Genomic DNA, 18494 nt, shown 5'->3' with positions numbered 1-18494 from the left:
GGGGCGGGGGAGGGGGACCAGCGAAGCTGGTGGAGGGGGCGGCCAAACCCACAGTCGACTCTTGCTCCCCCCTCCACCACCCTTCGGGCGGTCCCCCTCCCCCGCCACGCGGGGGAGGATCATGGAGAGGCCGGCGCTTCATGCACTTCACCCCACGCTCAGCGCCTCGGTCGGTGCCAGCCGCGCGGCGCGGATCGCTGGGTACAGCCCCGCAACACCGCCGATCAGCAGTGTTGCCGCCATGCCGCCGATGGGCACCCAGGCGGGGATGTCGACCGGCCAGCCCTGCAGCCGGGCATAGCCGATGGTGACCAGCGCGCCGATCAGCACGCCGCTGCCGCCGCCAAGCAGGGCGAGCAGCAGCGCTTCGCCGAAAAACTGCAGCCGGATATGGCCGCGCGTGGCGCCCTGCGAGCGGCGGAGGCCGATGTCGGCGCGCCGTTCCAATACCGAGATCACCATGGTGTTGGCGACGCCGATGCCACCGACCAGCAGCGCCACGGCGCCGAGGCCGAGCAACAGGCCGGTGAAGGCGATGTCGGCCGCGGCCTCGGCGGCGAGCGCATCGGAGGGGCTTGAGACATCGACCTCGTTGGGCGCCTCGGGGTTGGCGGTGGCGGCGAGGAGCGTACGGACGGTTTCGACGGCGTCGGAGTCGGTGCGGACGTAGAGCGTGGTGATATCGCCCTCGAAATCGAGATAGCGCTCGCCGGCCGGCCAGCCGATCAGCGCCGAGAGGTCGAGCATCGGCACCAGCGAGACCGGGGCAAGAATGCCGACCACGGTGAACCAGCGACCGCCGAGCCAGACTTGCTGGCCGATCAGCCCACGGCCGATGCCAAGCCGGGCAGCGGCCCGGGCGCCGAGCACCACGGCGGGGTAGGTCGAGGTGGCGGCGTTGAGCCAGGAACCGGCGGCAACGCTGGCGCTCAGCGTCTCCATCAGGTCGAGCCGCGCCGCGTAGACGGCGAGGCCGCCCGACTGGCTCGCGGGGATGCGGCTGGAGCGATAGATCCGCGTATCGGCCAAGACGCCGATGGCGCTCACTGTCTCGACCTCGGGAATCCGGCCGAGCATGGCGACGGACTCGGGTGGCATGGTCGCGGCATCGCCGAACAGCGAGGTGCCGGGGCTGGCGCTCAACAGATTGGTGCCGAGCTCTGTCAGCAACTGGTTGAGCTGGGCCCGGCTCGAGGTGGAAATGCCGACCACCGCAAGCATGGCGGCGATGCCGATGGCGATGCCGAGTGCAGAGAGGACGACGCGCAGCGGCCGGGCCGTTAAGCCATAGGCGGCGAGGCGGACGATATCGACAGCCAGCAGTCTTGCCGGTTGCAGCCCGCTCATGCCGCCTCCCGCCGCGTATCCGCGACCAGTTGCCCGTCGCGCATGGTCGCCTGGCGGTCGAAGCGGGCGGCGAGATCGCGATCATGCGTGATCACCACCACGGCGGTGCCCTGGCGATGGAGCCCGAGCAGCAGTTGCACCACGCCTTCGCCCGAGCTGCTGTCGAGCGCTCCGGTGGGTTCGTCGGCCAGCAGCAGCAACGGCCGGCGGGCCAGGGCCCGGGCAATGGCGGTGCGCTGCTTTTCGCCGCCCGACAGCTGGTGTGGCCGGTGGTCGAGCCGGTGTCCGAGGCCGACGTCACGCAGGGCGGCTTCAGCCCGCTCGCGCCGTTGGCGCAGGCCCGTGCCGGTATAGAGCAAGCCGTCGGCGACATTGTCGAGTGCCGAGACACCCGGCGACAGGTGGAAATGCTGGAAGACGAAGCCGATGCGGTGGGCGCGAAGCGCCGAGAGGTCATCGTCGTTGAGTTCGGCGAGCTTGAGCCCATCGATTTCGACGGTGCCGGAGCTGGCGCGGTCGAGCGTGCCGATAATGTTGAGCATGGTGGATTTGCCCGAGCCGGAGGGCCCGACAATGGCGACGAGCTCGCCGCGGGCGATTTCGAGGCTGACCTCACGCAGCGCGAAGATGTCGCCGACAAACCGGCGCGAGACGCGCTTGAGTGAAACGATCGAGGGGCTCATCCGGGCACGCTGACGCTCAGGCCCTCGGCAACGCCAGCGCCCGAGATCTCGACCCGTCCGGCGGCGAACAGGCCGGTGTCGATCGGCACCAGCGCTGTCCCGCCATCGCCGATCACCTCGACGGCGAAACCGCCCTCGGGGCGGGCGAGCAAGGCCGTGATGGGCACCGAAAGCACATCGTCGCGGCTGTCGCTGGTGAACTCGACATCGACCGAGGCGACTTCGAGCCCAGCGAGGGCGGCCTGGTCGGCGATTTCGACGGTCACCTCGATATTGCCATCCTGCACCACCGAGCCGACCTCGGAGATTTCGCCGACGACATCGCGATCGTCGGGCAGGGTGACGGTGACGGGGCGGCCGACCGCCGCCAGCCCCCGGTCGGCGACCGCGAGCGGTACCGTCACCAGCTTTTCGGTGCTGGTGTAGTCGAGGATGGAGCCGCGTTCGGCCGAGGCGGCGACCAGGGTTTCGCCGATACTGGCCGCGTGCGTTGCGACATGCACCGGCCCCCCAGCGATCACCAGCTGGCTGAGCGCGACGATGCCGGTAGCGGGAAGACCTGACGCCCGCTGCCAGTCGCGGACCTGCTGGCTGAGCGGACCGGTATAGCCGAGTGCCCCGAGGTTCTCGGCCAGTTGCCCGACATCGGCATTGTCACCGGCGCGGGCGCTGAGCGCATTGCGGGTGTCGCGGAGCGTATCGCGCTTTGCGGCGGCGTCGGCGATGGCGACGCGGGCGGCGACAGCATCGAGCCCGGCGGCGGCGAGATCGCGCCTGAGGCTGCGGATGGCGGCATCGAGCCCAGCGCGGGCAGTGGCGAGCTCGGCCCGGGCGGCGGCGATCTCTGCGGCAGGCGCCAGCTCGGCCGCCGCGAGCTCCTCAACCCGTTTGAGCCTGGCGCTGGCGACGCTGACGGCGGTGGCAAGCCCGGTGAACTCGGGCAGGACCGGGGTAGCGGCCGTGGCATCGGCGAGCCGGGCGCTCAGGTCGCTGCGGCGGGCTTCGGCATCGGCCAGCCGCTGGGTTTCGAGCTCCAGCGTCAGCTCGGCGGCTGCAACGGCAGCCTCGCTCTGTTCGAGCTCGACCCAGACTGGGATATCGGCATCGAAGCGGAGCGTCCGATGCTGCGGCACGGTGCCGTAGAACAGGATCGCCGGCTGGCCGTCGAGCCCGTAGAGCGGCTCGCCCCGCTCGATCGTTGCGCCTACCGGCGCGAGCCCGGTGACCATTGCGGTGCTGCCGGAAAAGCTCGGCCGCAGTGCGGTGAGTTCGGAGTATCCCAACGTGCCGGCTATCGTCCTGGTGTCGACAAGACGGCCGCGGGTGATTTCGGCCGTCGCGACGACGAGCCGCGTGGGCGCAGCCGCTGGAGCCGCCGGCTGCAACCACTGGAACCCCGCGATCGCGATGGCCCCGGCGGCGATGCCGCCGGCGAGCATGGTGCGGAGCACGATCATCCGCCGATCATGATCCGGGCGCCGCGGCTCAGTTCGCTGCAGACGCCCATTGCTGCCTTGAGCCTGGGATCGTCCGGCCCGGCGCCGATCCTGCCTGCATCGAAGCGCCCATCGGCGGTGGGATCGGGGAAGCTCGGCACGCCATTGTCGCGCACGCACTGGGCGAGTTTGAGCAGGCCCTCGAGTTGCTCGGGCGTGACGCCTTCGTCGCGGAGGCCCTCCGGGGCAACGTCGCGGCAGGCGGTTGAGGCCTTCTCGAAGCGCGCGGCCCTGCCTGGGGTAATGAGGAACCGCATGCCCTCGCCAGGGGTCGGGTCAGGGAACTCGGCATAGCCGTTGTCGCGCATGCACTGGGCGTAGGCGAGCGCCGCATCGTCATTGTCAGCGGGGGCTTGGGCGAGGGCGGGGGCGGTGAGGGTGACGAGGAGGAGGGGGAGGATCAGGGTACGCATATTGGGTCTCCGTCTTGGGTGTGCGACGGGATACGAGATGAGGTGTTGGGCGGGTGTTAGTGCCGGGCTGCGACTTGGCGCCATCAGTGAGCATCGAGCGTGCGGCGCACCCCACCCCATCCCTCCCCGTCAAGGGGAGGGTGCCGTCCAGTGGTTCTGGCTGGATCGCACCACAAACTCGATGCCCACCTCCCCCTTGACGGGGGAGGCAAGCGCAGCTTGGGAGCGAAGCGACCTAGCGTAGCTCGGAGGGGGTGTGCGGAGGCACGATGCCTGCGATCTGGCGGCTTCAGCCAGCATCGAGCGCGTGGCACACCCCACCCCATCCCTCCCCGTCAAGGGGAGGGTGTCCGGCCGGTGTTTGCGGCCGCCCCCTCCACCGCCTTCGGCGGTCTCCCTCCCCCGCCACGCGGGGGAGGATCACGGAGAGGCCGGCCCTACGCCCCCGGAAACCGCACCCGCACCACCAGCCCGCCGCCTTCGCGTGGGCTCGCTTCCACCCCGCCGCCATGGGTGTGGGCGACCGAGCGGACGATGGAGAGGCCAAGCCCGGCGCCGCGGGTGATCGCGGCCCTCGTCGTGCCGGCCAGCCGTTCAGTCGTGGCGAGGCGGCGGAACGGTTCGAACAGGCTGGGGATCTCGTAGGTGGGAACCACCGGGCCGGTGTTCTCGACCACCAGCTCGACGCTGTTGCCGTTCGTCGTGGTGTGGATGCTGACCCAGCCGTTCTCGGAGATATTGTACTGGATGGCGTTCTCGATGAGGTTCTGGATCAGCCGCTCGAGCAGGAAGGCATCGCCCATCACCGTGCCGCGGCCGAAGGCGGTGCCGAGCCGGATGCCGGCGCGTTCGGCAACCGGGGTGAGCTCGGTGACGATGTGCCCGGCAATCTCGCCCAGTTCAACCGCATGGAATTGGGCGGCGCGCTGCTCGCCACTGGCGAGGGTCAGGAGCCCATCGGTCAGCTTTTCGTGGCGCTGGTTGACCGCGAGGAGCGTGGTGCCGAGCTGGCGCAGCTTGTCGTCGGCGGCGGCATCGAGCAGCGCCACCTCGATCAGCGTGCGGGTGATGGTGAGCGGCGTGCGGAGCTCATGGCTGGCATTGGCGACGAAGCGGCGCTGGCTGTCGAAGGAGCGATCGAGCCGCTCGAGCATCTGATCGAGGGTGTCGGCGAGATCCTTGATCTCGTCGTTGGGGCCGGCAAGGGCGATCCGTTCATGCAGGCTGCGGTCGGCGACGCGGCGCGCCGTGGCGGTGATGTCGCGCAACGGCCGCAGCGCCTGGCCCGCGACCAACCAGCCGATCACGCCGGCGAGGATGGTGAGGAACCCCACCAGCGCCAGCGATACCATCAGCATGGTGTCGAGCGTATTGAGCCGCGCCTGCCGCACCAGCACGCTGATGCGGCCCGCCTCATCCATCAGGTCGCGCGGCGGCAGCACGCCGGGAGCGCCGAGCTGGCCCTCGGCATTGGGGGCGGCATCGTTGACCAGCCGGATGCTGAACTGCCGATCGAGCACCACGCCGAGATAGAGGTAGATGGCGACGATCAGCGCCACGCCAGCCACGAAGAACGCCCCGGCGTAGAGGAGGCTCAGTCGGGTGCGGATGGTCCAGGGAAAGCCGAGGAGTTCGAGGAGGCGCCTCATCTGAGCTTGTACCCCACACCCTGCACGGTTTCGATCAGTTGCGGTTCGCCCAGTTTCTTGCGCACGTTCATGACGGTGAAGCGCACCACGCCCGAAAACGGATCGATCTGTTCGTCCCAGGCTTTCTCGAGCAGCTGTTCGGCCGAGACGACGCCGCCATCGGCGCGCAGCAGCTCCTCGAGCACGGCGAACTCCTTTTTCGAGAGTTCGACCGGCTGCTCGTCGCGCAGCACCGTGCGGCGGTGCGGATCGAGCCGGAGGCCGGAGCGCTCGAGCACCGGCGGGATGGCCGGCCGGGCGCGACGCGCCAGGGCCTGCACGCGGGCCACCAGCTCGGCAAAGGCAAAGGGCTTGGTCAGGTAGTCGTCGGCGCCGAGCCCGAGCCCGGCGACGCGCTGCGCCACCGCAGTGGCGGCAGTGAGCATCAGGATGCGGATCGGCGACTGGGTTTCCACCAGCACGGCGCAGAGCTCGTCGCCGGAGACCTGCGGGATGTCGCGATCGAGCACCAGCACGTCGTACTCGTTGACCAGCGCCCGATCGAGCCCGGCCGCCCCGTCATAGGCGACATCCACCGCCATGGCATGGTGCCGCAGGCCCTCGGCGATCGAATCCGCCAGCTGCCGTTCGTCCTCGACTACCAGTACGCGCACTCGTTCGCCCCGCCATAACGCCGACCGGCTTTGATAGCGAAGGCCATGTTAGGGCGGCGTTAGGCGGGAACGTGGCGGGGGACGGCGGCTGATGCCTACCCCTTCGTCGACCCGCCCGCCATGCCGTCGATGAAATGCCGCTGCAGCAAGAGGAACAGCATCAGGATGGGCAGTACGATGATCATGGCGGCCGCCATGATCTGCCCCCAGTCGCTGGTGTATTTGCCGCTCAGAAGGGTAAAGGACACCACCGCCGTCATCTGGTCCTTGCTTTGCAGGAACGTCGAGGCGATGAGGAACTCGTTCCAGCAATAGAGCCCGATGATCAGCGCCACCGTGAGCAGGCCCGGCGAGACAATCGGCAGCATGACCTTCGAAAACACCTGCCAGGCATTGGCGCCGTCGAGATTGGCGGCCTCTTCCAGCTCCTTGGGGATGGCGATGAAGTAGGTGCGCAGCAGCATGATGGCGAAGGGGCTGAACATGGCGCAGTAAACGAAGGACACTGCGACGGGATTGTTGATCAGGCCGAGCCGGGCGAAGCCGAAATAGAGCGGGAACAGGAACAACTGGATCGGCGCCGTGGTGGTGGCGAGGAAATAGGCGCTCACTGCCTTCCACGGTTTGATCTTCCGGCGCGCCAGCACATAGGCGGCCCCGGCGCCGGTGGTCAGCACCAACCCGATGGTCATGGCGGTGACCTTGGCGCTGTTGAGCATGGTTTCGCCCAGCCGGGCATCATCCCAGGCGCGGGTGAAGTTCGACCAGTTGAGCTCGGCCGGCCAGCTCAAGGGGCTCAGGATGATTTCGGGCGTCGCCTTGAAGGCGTTGAGCAGCATCAAGAGCAGGGGGCCGAGCGCGAACAGCGCGCCGAGCACCAGGACGACATAGGAGACGAGACGAGACCAGCGGCTTCCGATCATCTCAGTTCACCCCTTCCTTCGATTGCAGCCGCACATAGGCAAAGGTGGCGGTGAGGCCGAACAGCGCGATCACCAGGGCGACGGCGGCGGCGCGGCCGAGATCGAACTCGAAGAAGGCGTTGCGGTAGGCGAGGGTGGAGAGCACCTCGCTCGAATAGGCCGGGCCGCCCTGGGTGAGGATGTAGACGAAGTCGAACACCAGGAACGACCAGATCACCGTCATCACCATCATCAGTTTGATGGTGGGGGCGATGGCGGGAATGAGGATGTAGCGCATCAGGCCGAAGAAGCCGGCGCCATCGAGCCGGGCGGCTTCGACCATTTCGGCCGGCACCTGGCGGAGCGCGGCGAGAAAGATCACCGCGAGGAACCCCCACCAATGCCAGAGATCAACCACGGCGATGCCGTAAAGCGCCGAATGGGTCTGGGCCAGCGGATCGGATAGCTCGATACCGAAGCGGGAAAGCAGCCCGAACACGCCGGTATTGGGGTTGTAGATCATCCCCTGCCAGACCCGTGCGGTGATGGCGGTGGCGACCACCACGGGGATGAAATAGACGATCTGGAACAGGGTGCGCCCGCGCTTGATCATCAGCAGCAGGGTGGCCGCGACGAGGCCGATGGCGATCGGCACGGTCAGAAAGATCAACGTCCACTTGAGGTTGTTGCCGAGCGCGATCCAGAACACCCGATCGGCGAACATCGCCTGAAAGTTGGCGAAGCCGACGAAGACCGGGGCCGAAAACCCATCCCAGGTGCAGAAGGCCAAGGCCACCGTCAGCAGCGCCGGGATCAGGATCAGCGCGACATTGATGGCGAGGGCAGGGAGGGCGAAGAACCACATGGGCAGGGGATTCCGGGGTGGGGGAGGCTATCTTACTTGGTGAGCCACCGGGCTCTCCGTGGTCCTCCACCGTGTAGCGGGGGAGGGGGACCGCCGGAGGCGGTGGAGGGGGCGACAGCCCGCGCCGGTGTTTGGGGCCGCCCCCTCCACCAGCTTCGCTGGTCCCCCTCCCCCGTTTCACGGTGGAGGACCACTGAGAGTCCCGTGCCCTGGAGGACGAAGGCGCCACATGAGCGGCGCATCCGCTGTTACGGCAGCGGCGGGACGCTGCCCTCGGCGAGCTCGGCGGCGAACAGCTCCTGCAGCCCGGCGAGGAACTGCTCCGGTGTGGCCGTGCCGAGCCAGAGCTCTTCGACGCCCGAGATGATGTACTGCTCGGATTTGGGCGGCCAGAAGGTCCAGGTGGTGTAGCCGTAATTGCCGCTCGCCAGGGCGTCGGCGATCATCGTCGTCGCTTCCTTATAGAGCGGGGTCACTTCACCCTTCAGCGTGACCGCGGTGAGATCGGCGAGCGGCACGTTCCATTCGCCCTGCCATTGCGGCACGATCGCGCCGTAGAAATCGCCGCTGAACACATAGTCGATCACTTCAGCCGCGATATCGGGGCTCGGCGAATGGGCGTTGATCGACAGGGTCGAGCCGATGCCGATGGGGAACAGCGGGTAGGGCACGCCGTCTGCCACCGGGATCGAGGTGAAGGCGGCCTTGGCGCCGGCCGGATCGAAGTAATCCTTCACCCAGGAGAAGGCCCAGGTGCCCTGCGGCGCCATGCCCGTCTTGCCGGTGACCATGCCGGCGAAGGCATCGATGGTCGAGGTGGAGAAGTAATCCTTGCCGTAATAGCCCTTGTCGTACCAGGCCTTGAACCTGGTCATGGCGTCGACGAAGACCGGATCGGTCCATGGGCGCTTGCCCGAGAGCGCCTCGTGGATGGCCTCGGGGCCGACCAGCTGGTTGAGCGCCACGGTGAAGAACTGCTCGTTGGCCGGGCGGAAACCGGCATTGCCGGCGACGAACGGGGTCATCCCCTCGGCCAGCATGGTGTCGGCGAGGGCTTCCATCTCGGCGACGGTCTTGGGCGCCGCCCAATCCTTCTGTGCGAACAGATCGGCGTTGTAGAACAGCCCCATCGCCTCGTAGTTCTTGGGGATGGAGTAGAGCGCGCCATCGACCTTGCCGAGTTCGAGGAACATCGGGATCAGCCGCTCGTTCCAGCCGTATTTCGCGGCATAGTCGTCGAGCTTCAGCAACTGGCCGGCCTTGGCCATCGGCAGGGCGGTGGCCGGGCCATTGGAGTTGATGATGTCGGGGCCGCCGCCGGACATCAGCGCCAGGCGCTGCTGGTTTTCGATGGCGTTGCCGCGATATTCGAGCGCCAGGGTGGCGCCGGGGTGGCTGGCGTTGAAACCGCCGACCAGGGTGTCATCGAGCAGGCGCTGCTGCTCGGGGGTCAGCGCCTCGTACCACCACGAAGCCGATTGCGCGGCGGCAAGGCCGGGCGTGAGGAGGGTCATGGCCGCGACGGCCACGCCCGAAAACAGGCGAGAGAGAGTTGTCATGAAGCGTTCCCTGATATGCCGATGCCGGGGAGGGTCGTCTGCCGCCGAGAGCGAGCAGTCGAAGCGCGATCTACGATTGCATAGGGCAATGCGATGGCCTCCCCCGGCCCCTCCACATCACCACGAACCCGGGCCAGCAGGCGTTCGCCAGCCAACTGGCCGAACAGCTCCTGCCCGAGCGATACCGTCGTCAGCGACGGATTGAGAACGTCGGTCATCGCCAGGTTATTGAACCCGGTGACCGACATGTCGTGCGGCAGGCTGAGGCCCGCCGCCTGGCAGGCGCGGATGGTGCCGCAGGCGAGGAGATCGTCGGCGCACATGATGGCGGTGGGCCGGCTGCTGCCTTCGGCAATCAGTTGCTGCGCAATGGCGGCGCCGCCATCGATCGAATAGCTCGGCGCGGTGACGACGCGCGGGGTCAGGCCTGCTGCCGTGAGCGCCATGCTGTATCCGCCGATACGGGCGCGCTCCGGACCGCCCGGCGACGCCATGAAGACGATGTCGCGATGGCCGAGCCCTAGGAGTTGCGAGGTAAGCGCCGAGGCGACCTGGTGGTTGTCGACATAGTAATCGTCGACCGGCAGCGGGCCGCCGCGCTTCGGCGCCGATTCATAGCGCACCACCGGGATGTCGGCTGCCAGCGCGCCTGCGAGTTCGCGAATGGTGGCGACGAAGAACACCCCGACAATGCCGGCGACACGTCGATCGATGCAGAGCTCGAGCATCCGCGCCTCGGCGGCGCCCGAGCCATCGGTGCTGAGCGCGATGACGTCGTAGCCCTGCGGTTCCACCACTTTCTGCACGGCGCGGATCAGCGGCGGATAAAACGGGTTGGAGAGATCTGGGACGATGCAGGCGATCATCATCGAGCGGTTGGTCTTCAGCGCCTGCGCCATGCGGTTGGGCACGTAGTTCAGCGCCTTGGCGCTGTTGCGGATGCGCTGCTGCACCTCGGGCCTGATGCCGGCGGCATCGCCCGACAGCACCGACGACACGGCCGCCTGCGACACCCCGGCGTGGGTCGCGACATCCTTCTGTGTCGGTTTTCTGGTCGATTTCATCTTGAAACTCGGCTACTGATACGTATCAGTAAGTGGATGAGCCGTTTCCGTCAAGCCGGGTGGGCTAGACGATCAACAGCCGTCGATTCCGATCCTCAGTTCTGGTTGAGACCATCATGACCCTCCCCACCGATACCCTCGAGCGGATCTATGCCGGCGTGCTCGGCAAGCTGATCGGCGTCTATCTCGGACGGCCGTTCGAGAACTGGACCTACCAGCGCATCCTCAAGGAGCTCGGCCCGATCACCTATTACGTGAACGAGCGGCTGGGGGCCGAACTGGTGGTGACCGATGACGATGTCTCGGGCACCTTCAGTTTCGTTCGGGCGCTCGAGGATTACGGCGCTTCGCCCGAGCTTGGCGCAGAGGATATCGGCCGCACCTGGCTCAACTACGTGGTCGAGAACCGGGCGGTGTTCTGGTGGGGCGGGGCGGGCAACTCGACCGAGCACACGGCCTGGCTCAACCTCGCCAAAGGCATTCCGGCGCCGCGCTCGGGCTCGGTCGAGACCAATGGCAAGATCGTCGCCGAGCAGATCGGAGCACAGATCTTCATCGATGGCTGGGCGCTGGTGTCGCCCGGCAACCCGGCCCAGGCAGCGAAGCTGGCACGGGCCGCCGGCAGCGTCAGCCATGATGGCGAGAGCGTCCATGCGGCAGTGCTGTGGGCGGCGATGGAGGCCGAGGCCTTTCTGAGCCGCGATGTCGAGCACCTGATCGAGACTGGGCTGAGCTTCATTCCCAGGGACAGCCTGATCGCCAGGCTCGTCGCCGATATCCGCGCCTGGGTGCGGGCCAATGGCGACGACTGGCAGGCGACGCGCCGGCAGATCGAGGACACTTACGGCTACGACAAATATGCCGGGGTGTGCCACGTGGTGCCCAACCACGCGCTGATGATCATGGCGCTGCTGCACGCGCCCGATGATTTCAGCCGCGGCCAGATGATCGTCAACACCTCGGGCTGGGATACCGACTGCAATGCCGGGAACCTCGGCTGCCTGCAAGGGATCATGCTCGGTCTCGACGGCTTTGAAGGTGAGCAGGATTGGCGCGGCCCGGTCGCCGACCGGCTCTATCTGTCCACCGCCGATGGCGGGCGCGGCCTCACCGATGCACCCAGCATCGCCTATTGGCTCGACGGACTGGCGCGACGGCTGGCTGGTGAACCGGCGCGGCCGGCGCCGAAGGACGGCGCGCAGTTCCACTTCGCGCTGCCGGGCGCAGTGCAGGGATTCATGGCCGGCGGTACACAGGGCAATGGCAGCGATATCGCGGTGTCCGGCACCGGCGACGCCCTGGCGGTGGAGCTGATCTCGGTGACCCCGGGTCGCTCAGCCTATGTCGGCACGCCGGTACTCGTGCCGCCCGCGATGATCGGCCATAGCTGGTACGAGGTGCTGGCGAGCCCCCGGGTGTGGCCCGGCCAGATCATCGAAGCGCGAATTTCAGGCGACGCCGGGCTCAGCGGCACCGTTGAGGTGGCGCTGGCGGTGCGCCACTATGGTGAAGCCGATGCGCTGGTGAGCGTGATCTCGCCCGAAAGCGTGACCATCGAAGCCGGCAAGGCGGCGACGCTCAGCTGGCAGGTGCCGCAGTTCGATGGCAACCCGATCGCCGAAATCGGCCTCGTCATGTCCGTCCGCGATACGGCGACGGTCGGCCGGGTGCTGGTCGACTGGCTGCGCTGGTCGGGCGAGCCCGAACTGACGCTGCGCCGCCCGCACAACGAGGGCAGCATGTGGCGCAGCGCCTGGATCAACGGTGCCAGCGTGTTCTCGAAGAATTTCCGCGAGTCGTTCCGGCTTTCCGCCAACCGCGGCGAGGGGATTATCCTCACCGGAACACGTGACTGGCGCGATATCAGCATCGAAACTGAGCTGAACCTCCATCTCGGCCAATACGGTGCGCTGGTGTTCCGCGCGCAGGGGCTGCGGCAGTATTACGCCGCGCGGCTGACGCGCGCGGGCAAGCTGCAGGTCGTCTGCCGGCGCGACGAGGTCGAAACGGTGCTGGCGGAGACGACGCTGCCGGTGGTGTTCGAGACGGCGATCCCGCTGCGGGTGACGCTATCGGGGTCGCAGATCACGGTGGATGGGGCGGGTACGGTGCTGGCGGTGACGGATGCGACCTATGCGGGCGGGATGATCGGGCTCGCGGTGTTCGAGGGGGCGCTGTCGACCGACAAGGTGCATATCGGGCGGGTGGGGTAGGGGGCGTACCCTAAAGACTAGAGGTGGCAGATTCTGGGCACCGGCGGTGCCAACACCGCCCCCTCTCCCCAGAGGGGCGAGGGGACGATGGGGGCACGGCCGGTGTCTTAGCTGCCTACAGCTCGCCGGGCCAGTTGCACTGCGCCCTCGACTGGCGCATCGCGCAGCACATGTACCTTCAACTCCGGGTGCCGTGACGTCACCGCCGCGGCAAACGCCTCACGCAACCGCGGCTGGTTGACTATGACACTGCCGGCGACCACGACGTCGGTACCTGCGGCGCCACGGGACAGCAATTGGTCGACGAGTGCGGCCAAGGCCTCGCCGCCTTCGTTGATCACCGTGCTCGCCAATGCCGAGCCGGCATCCGCCGCCGCGAAGATCGCCGGCGCGTGCGGGGCCCAGTTGTCGACCGTCGGGTCGTCGTTGACGCGGCGGGTGAGGCGTTCGGCGTCGGCGACGCCGAAGGCGGCGATGAGGTGGCCGAGGAGGCCGTCGTCGGGCTTGCCTTCGTCGTTGGCGCGGAGCGCGGTGCGGGTGGCTTCGCGGACGAGGCCGGCGGCGCTGCCTTCGTCGCCGATGATCCAGCCCCAGCCGCCCGAGGCCATGAAGCGGCCCGCGGCATCAGCGCCGACAGCGATGGCGCCGGTCCCGGCAATGACGCCGATGCCGGTGGTGAAGCCGGCGGCGACGACGATCAGCGAGGCGTCGTTGACGGCGGTGGTGCGATAGCCGAGCGCCTCAAGTTCGCGCTCCAAAGCCTTGCCGGTTTCGGTGCGGTTGATGCCCTGGGCGCCGAAGGCGAGGGCGACGATACTTGCTCCATCAGGGGTGTGCCTCGCGACCCGCTCGGCGATCCAGCGCGCCGCCTCGGGCTCCGGCTCGGCATCCCATTCGAGGCTCGGCTCGGTGACATCAAGCACCCGGTTGCCGGCGAGATCCTCGAGGATCAGCTGGGTCTTGGTGCCGCCGATATCGAGCGCTGCGATCAGATCGGTCATCTCAGGCGACCTTGGTGTCGGTGTGGAAGAAGACGAAGGCATCGGGGTCGACGCTGCGCAGCAGCGCGGTTTCCACCGCGAGGCTCTGCAGCACCAGCGCCTCGAGGATGGTGCGCTGCGCCGGCGACACCTGCGGCAGCCGGATCACTGCGAGATTGGCTTCCTCGGCGACATCGAGCGTCGTCAGCAGGAGGGTGTGGTGGCCGGCATGGGCGAGGGTGTGAGCGAGCGCCATCTCGCGCTCGTCGCCCATCAGGATGTGCGCGGTGCGGCCGGCCGATTCCATCGCGCCGTGCAGGTATTGGCGCGAGGAGAGGCCGGTTGCCGGGATGCGGGCCACTTCGCGCAGCAAGAGGGCACCGACTTCGGCGGAGCCGGCGGACGGCGCGGCGGCGGCGTAGTCGACGCCGATGGCATCGCGCAGCGGAGTGGCCAGCGCCACGGCGCGGGCGGCGATGGTGGCCTCAAGGGCGCGGAATTTGGCCGGCAGCTCAGCCCAGGTCGGGTCGATCGTGCCGTCGTCCCAGGCTTCGGCGATCATCCCGAGCGCGGCGATGGTGGCGGTGTAGCCGGTGGTCGAAGCGTAGCTGTCGGGGAGCTTGCCGAGCGAGATGGTGGTGGCGGCGATCTCCGAGATCGGCGACGGCGCGACGTTGACCACGGCGAGCCGCAGGTGCGGCTCAACGGTGCGCAGCACGGCGAGGGTTTCGGAGCTGCGACCCGATTGCGAGACGCCGATGATGGGGTGATCGGATTGCGGGTAGGGCAGTGGATGCTCGCCGGCGTTGAGCCGCCAGGCGTGGATGCCGCGCGAGCGCAGCACCCAGACCGCTGCCGCCGAGGCGGCGAAGCTGGCGCCGATGCCGAGAAAGATCGGGCCGGGGCCGCCGAGCGTTCCCGCGGCCGCGGCCCGGCGCACTTCGCCGGCAATTGCCGGTAGCGCCGCTTCGAGCTGGGCCGCCTGCGCGGCGCGGGCCTCGGCGAGGGAAATATAGCCTTTAACCAATTTCGTCCGTCTCCTGGGCGACAGCTCGAAAGCTTCGGCGTCGCGGGGCTTTCAGTATGCTGGGGCTCAGCGCGCGCCGGGCTTGCGCGAGCGCGAGAACGAGGTGCGCAGCCGGTAGCGGTCGCCGACATAGCGCACCGTGGACGACAGCAGCGGCCGGCCGGCGCTGTCGACGATGCTCTGCCGCATCACGAGGATCGGCGTCTTCGGCTCGACCCCGAGATGAATGGCCAAAGCCGCATCGGCGGCCTGCGCTTCGATGGTGGTTTCGCCACGCGCCAGATCGACGCCGTTACCGAGCAGCAGCTCGAACAGCGAGGCGGTGCGGAAATCGACGCCGGTGAGATCGGGCTTCAGCGTTGCGGCAAAGAACGAGGTATCGACCGCCACCGGCACGCCATCGAGCCGCCGGATGCGGTCGAGATGGAACAGCGGCGCGCCCGGCGCGATGGCCAGTTCCTCGGCTTCATCGAGCGTGGCCGGCGCTTCGGTGGCGCGCAGCACGTCGGAGGAGGGGACCAGCCCCAGCCGGGCAGCGGTTTCGCTGAACGATTCCAGCGTATTGGGAAATTCCTTCGGCACCTCGGCCGAGACATACCAGCCGCGGCCATGCGAGGGCTTCAGCACCCCGTCTTCGACGAGGCTCTGCAGCGCGCGGCGCAGCGTCACCCGGCTGATCGACAGCTGGGCCAGCAGGTCGCGCTCGGCCGGCAGGCGGCCGCCATTGGCGATCTTGCCGGTAGAGATCTGGTGCAGGATCAGATCCGCCGCCTGCCGCCATAGCGGATCGGGAGAATCCTGATCGAGCATCGCCAAGGGTTCCGCGCCGTTACTCATCTGTTGCTCACGCCACTTTTTCCCATTGGCCAGTCTTCATCGAGCGGTAGCACGCATCGATGATGCGGTTGACCACCACGCCATCCTCGAAGGTCTCGGACGGCGTCGTGCCCGCGGCGAAATGATCAATGAAATGCCGCATCTGCTGCGAGAAGCCATAGGCCCGAGTCTCCTCGGGCACAGGATATACCCAGCCGGTCTCGGCATCGGCCTTCTCGACGGTGTAGCCCACCGGGTTTTCGATGAAACCCCAGACCGGGCCGACCGAGCTGTCGGTAACGATGCGGCCGGCCGAGCCGACCAGCTCGTGCCGAAGCTGCATGCCGCCGCGCTCGATCCAGGACGATTCGATGGTGGCGAGCTGGCCGCCCTCGAATTTCAAGAGCGCAATCGCCGCGTCCTCGCCGGTGGTCTTATCCTTGTGGGCCATGGTCGAGCCCCAGGCCATCACCTCGGTGACCTTGTTGTCCTTGCCGAAGAAGTGGCGGGCCGATTCCACCGTGTGGCAGCCCATGTCGAGCAGGGCGCCGCCACCGGCGGTTTCGGCATCCCAGAAATGCGGGGCGTGCGGACCGGAATGGCCCTCGCGGGCGCGCATGGTGAGAAGATCGCCGATGCCGCCGGCTTTGACCATCTCATAAGCCTTGGCGACATTGGGCGAAAAGACCGAGCTCTCGGCATAGCCGTGCCAGACGCCGGCAGCGTTGGCGATATCGAGGATCTGCTGCGCCTCGGCCTCGGTACGGGCCAGCGGCTTGGTGCAGATGATGGCCTTCTTGTGCCGGGCAGCGATCTCCACTGCGGTGAGATGGATCTCGTTGGGGAGCGCGATGATGACGATCTCGACGGCGGGGTCGGCGCAGAGCGCATCCATGGTGGCGTGCGCGGTGACCTTCCACTTCTTCGCGAAGGCGTCGGACCGTGCCGGGTTGCGCGAATAGCAGGCGACGAGCTCGGCATTGCGCACGTCCAGCAGTGCATCCGCATATGACTCGGCGATGAAGCCCGACCCCAGCAACCCAACCCCGATCATGCCCTGCTCCCTTTGATTTGTTGCGATACCTCATAATACCAATAATGCGCCATGACCATACCTCATGCGCATAAAAATGACCACTTGTACCATCTGGTATTGTGAGGTATCGATCCTGTGACAGAGGGGCAAGTCGCTCGGATTTGATCCATGCGGCGCCGTATGCGGCGGCCGCGCGTCAGGGGAAGGGAGAACAAGAATGCAGATGAAACCGATATGGGCCCGGGCGGCCGGAGCCATGCTGGGCGTCTCGCTCATCGCGATGAGCAGCGCCGCGGTGGCCGAGAGCGTGACGCTGACACTGGGCAGCTGGCGCACCGAAGATCTGGCCGTGTGGCAGGACAAGGTGCTGCCGGCCTTCGAGGCGGCGCACCCGGACATCAAGGTCGAGTTCGCGCCGGTCAACACCAACGAATACAACGCCGCGATGCAGTCGCAGATCGAGGGTGGGGCCGGTCCCGACCTCATCACCTGCCGGCCGTTCGACGTGAACAACGAGTGGATCAGCCGCGGCTACTTCGCGAAACTCGATGGCCTCGCCGGGCTCGAGAATTTCGATGCCACGGCCAAGGCGGCCTGGACCGTCGACGGCGCCACCTATTGCGTGCCGGTCGCCGCAGTGCTCGCCGGCTTCTACTACAATGTCGATATCTTCAACGAACTCGGCCTCAAGCCGCCGACCACCGCCGCAGAGTTCACCGCGGTGCTGCAGGCGATCAAGGACAACGGCAAATACACGCCGCTGGCCGTCGGCTCGGCCGAATCCTGGCAGCTCGCCTATAACGGGCTCTACAGCATCGGGCCGGCCTACTGGAAGGGCGAGGAAGGCCGGCTCGGCCTGATCGACGGCACCAAGAAGCTCACCGACGCCGATTTCGTTGCGGCACTCGCCGCCTTCCAGGCGTGGAAGCCGTTCCTCCCCGCCGGGCAGGAGGCGCTCTCCTATTCCGACATGACGCAGCTCTTCACGCTGGGCAAGGCCGCGATCCTTCCCGATGGCTCCTGGAACATCAATCAGGTGACCTCGACCGGCCTTAATGTCGGGGTGTTCGGTCCGCCGGCAGTGGAAGCCGGTGGCCAGCGGTACCTGCAGGAAATGCCCGACATGGCGATCGGCATCAATGCCGCCAGCAAGAACCAGGAAGCCGCCAAGACCTTCCTCAACTGGGTCGCGGGGCCCGAGTTCCAGCAGATCTATGTCAACACCGCGCCGGGCTTCTTTGCCATGAGCAACCAGCCGGTGAAGTATGACAATGCGCTGGCCCAGGCCTTCGCGGATCTCAAGACCGGAGCGCTGCTCACGCCGCGCCTGGCGCTCGATCGGCTGAGCGCCGGCACGCCGCCGCTCGATGACGAAACCTGGCGCCTGTTGCAGGTGATGATGACCTCGGACATGACCCCCGAGGCCGTCGCCGCCGAGCTGCAGGCCGGGCTCTCGTCCTGGTACTCGCCGCAGTCGGCGCAATAGCGCCCGATCGGCAGCGCGTGCCGCGCCCTCCCGGTCGGCACGCGCTTTTTTCTTGGGAGGGGCATGCCGCGTCGGGATAGCTCGGTGCGCACAGAGTACCCCCCACCCTGTCCCTCCCCCGCAAGGGGGGAGGAGACCAAAACACTGGCGCCGGTGAGAGCGTCTCCCTCCCCCTTGCGGGGAGGGGACAGGGGAGGGGGTATCTTCCCGCACCCGCCCGTCAGCCGTCTTGCCACGATGTGCGTAGCCTTCCCGGCAGCGAAAAAAGAGGGAGCGGACCAATGACCAAGAGTTGCCACGACTTC

The 18494-nt window shown here is 67.5% G+C and carries 16 protein-coding genes; 2 read left to right on the top strand and 14 right to left on the bottom strand.

Annotated elements, in window-relative coordinates; translation table 11 throughout:
- Positions 1 to 147: 147 nt before the first annotated feature.
- The 10 genes from VGV07_RS10920 to VGV07_RS10875 all read right to left on the bottom strand — a co-directional run bounded on the left by VGV07_RS10920 (position 148) and on the right by VGV07_RS10875 (position 10631).
- Positions 148 to 1347 carry an ABC transporter permease gene (locus tag VGV07_RS10920; protein WP_326868713.1) on the bottom strand — a complete coding sequence of 400 codons (1200 nt, stop codon included), beginning with the start codon at positions 1345 to 1347 and terminating at the stop codon, positions 148 to 150.
- A complete protein-coding gene (locus VGV07_RS10915) occupies positions 1344 to 2030 on the bottom strand; it encodes an ABC transporter ATP-binding protein (RefSeq protein ID WP_326868712.1) in 687 nt (228 codons plus the stop codon). Before VGV07_RS10915 ends, VGV07_RS10920 begins: the two co-directional genes overlap by 4 nt.
- Entirely contained in the window at positions 2027 to 3487 is a 1461-nt protein-coding gene (locus tag VGV07_RS10910) for a hypothetical protein (RefSeq protein WP_326868711.1), read from the bottom strand. Before VGV07_RS10910 ends, VGV07_RS10915 begins: the two co-directional genes overlap by 4 nt.
- On the bottom strand, positions 3484 to 3939 hold the full coding sequence (locus VGV07_RS10905; protein ID WP_326868710.1) for a hypothetical protein: 456 nt from the start codon (positions 3937 to 3939) through the stop codon (positions 3484 to 3486). Before VGV07_RS10905 ends, VGV07_RS10910 begins: the two co-directional genes overlap by 4 nt.
- A 437-nt stretch (positions 3940 to 4376) precedes the next feature.
- On the bottom strand, positions 4377 to 5588 hold the full coding sequence (locus VGV07_RS10900) for a HAMP domain-containing sensor histidine kinase (RefSeq protein WP_326868709.1): 1212 nt from the start codon (positions 5586 to 5588) through the stop codon (positions 4377 to 4379).
- Complete coding sequence (locus tag VGV07_RS10895) at positions 5585 to 6241, bottom strand: response regulator transcription factor (protein ID WP_326868708.1); 657 nt, start codon at positions 6239 to 6241, stop codon at positions 5585 to 5587. The genes VGV07_RS10900 and VGV07_RS10895 overlap by 4 nt, the downstream gene beginning before the upstream one ends.
- A gap of 95 nt (positions 6242 to 6336) precedes the next feature.
- The gene (locus tag VGV07_RS10890) at positions 6337 to 7164 is read right to left on the bottom strand and encodes a carbohydrate ABC transporter permease (protein WP_326868707.1); all 828 of its coding nucleotides are present in this window, start codon (positions 7162 to 7164) and stop codon (positions 6337 to 6339) included.
- A gap of 1 nt (position 7165) precedes the next feature.
- Positions 7166 to 8008 (bottom strand): sugar ABC transporter permease, encoded by an 843-nt coding sequence (locus tag VGV07_RS10885; RefSeq protein ID WP_326868706.1) that lies wholly within the window; start codon positions 8006 to 8008, stop codon positions 7166 to 7168.
- A 248-nt stretch (positions 8009 to 8256) separates the two neighbouring features.
- Positions 8257 to 9567 (bottom strand): ABC transporter substrate-binding protein, encoded by a 1311-nt coding sequence (locus tag VGV07_RS10880; protein WP_326868705.1) that lies wholly within the window; start codon positions 9565 to 9567, stop codon positions 8257 to 8259.
- Positions 9564 to 10631 (bottom strand): LacI family DNA-binding transcriptional regulator, encoded by a 1068-nt coding sequence (locus VGV07_RS10875; protein WP_326868704.1) that lies wholly within the window; start codon positions 10629 to 10631, stop codon positions 9564 to 9566. The genes VGV07_RS10880 and VGV07_RS10875 overlap by 4 nt, the downstream gene beginning before the upstream one ends.
- A 116-nt stretch (positions 10632 to 10747) precedes the next feature.
- Between VGV07_RS10875 and VGV07_RS10870 the strand changes: the two genes are divergently transcribed.
- On the top strand, positions 10748 to 12844 hold the full coding sequence (locus tag VGV07_RS10870) for an ADP-ribosylglycohydrolase family protein (protein WP_326868703.1): 2097 nt from the start codon (positions 10748 to 10750) through the stop codon (positions 12842 to 12844).
- 107 nt (positions 12845 to 12951) lie between these two features.
- Here VGV07_RS10870 and VGV07_RS10865 read toward each other — a convergent pair whose 3' ends face one another.
- The 4 genes from VGV07_RS10865 to VGV07_RS10850 form a co-directional block, all read right to left on the bottom strand.
- On the bottom strand, positions 12952 to 13845 hold the full coding sequence (locus VGV07_RS10865) for an N-acetylglucosamine kinase (protein WP_326868702.1): 894 nt from the start codon (positions 13843 to 13845) through the stop codon (positions 12952 to 12954).
- 1 nt (position 13846) lies between these two features.
- Entirely contained in the window at positions 13847 to 14851 is a 1005-nt protein-coding gene (locus VGV07_RS10860) for an SIS domain-containing protein (RefSeq protein ID WP_326868701.1), read from the bottom strand.
- Between the two features lie 66 nt (positions 14852 to 14917).
- Positions 14918 to 15688: a GntR family transcriptional regulator gene (locus tag VGV07_RS10855; protein WP_326868700.1), complete on the bottom strand. Its 771-nt coding sequence runs from the start codon at positions 15686 to 15688 to the stop codon at positions 14918 to 14920.
- A 7-nt stretch (positions 15689 to 15695) separates the two neighbouring features.
- A complete protein-coding gene (locus VGV07_RS10850; protein WP_326868699.1) occupies positions 15696 to 16721 on the bottom strand; it encodes a Gfo/Idh/MocA family oxidoreductase in 1026 nt (341 codons plus the stop codon).
- Positions 16722 to 16920: 199 nt separating this feature from the next.
- Here VGV07_RS10850 and VGV07_RS10845 point away from each other — a divergent pair, with 199 nt between their 5' ends.
- On the top strand, positions 16921 to 18189 hold the full coding sequence (locus VGV07_RS10845) for an ABC transporter substrate-binding protein (protein WP_326868698.1): 1269 nt from the start codon (positions 16921 to 16923) through the stop codon (positions 18187 to 18189).
- Positions 18190 to 18494: the final 305 nt, after the last annotated feature.

It is taken from the genome of Devosia sp., from assembly GCF_035944845.1.
Lineage (GTDB): Bacteria > Pseudomonadota > Alphaproteobacteria > Rhizobiales > Devosiaceae > Devosia_A.
The sequence above is the reverse complement of the archived record's forward strand: the minus strand, read 5'-3'. Positions and strand labels throughout refer to the sequence as shown.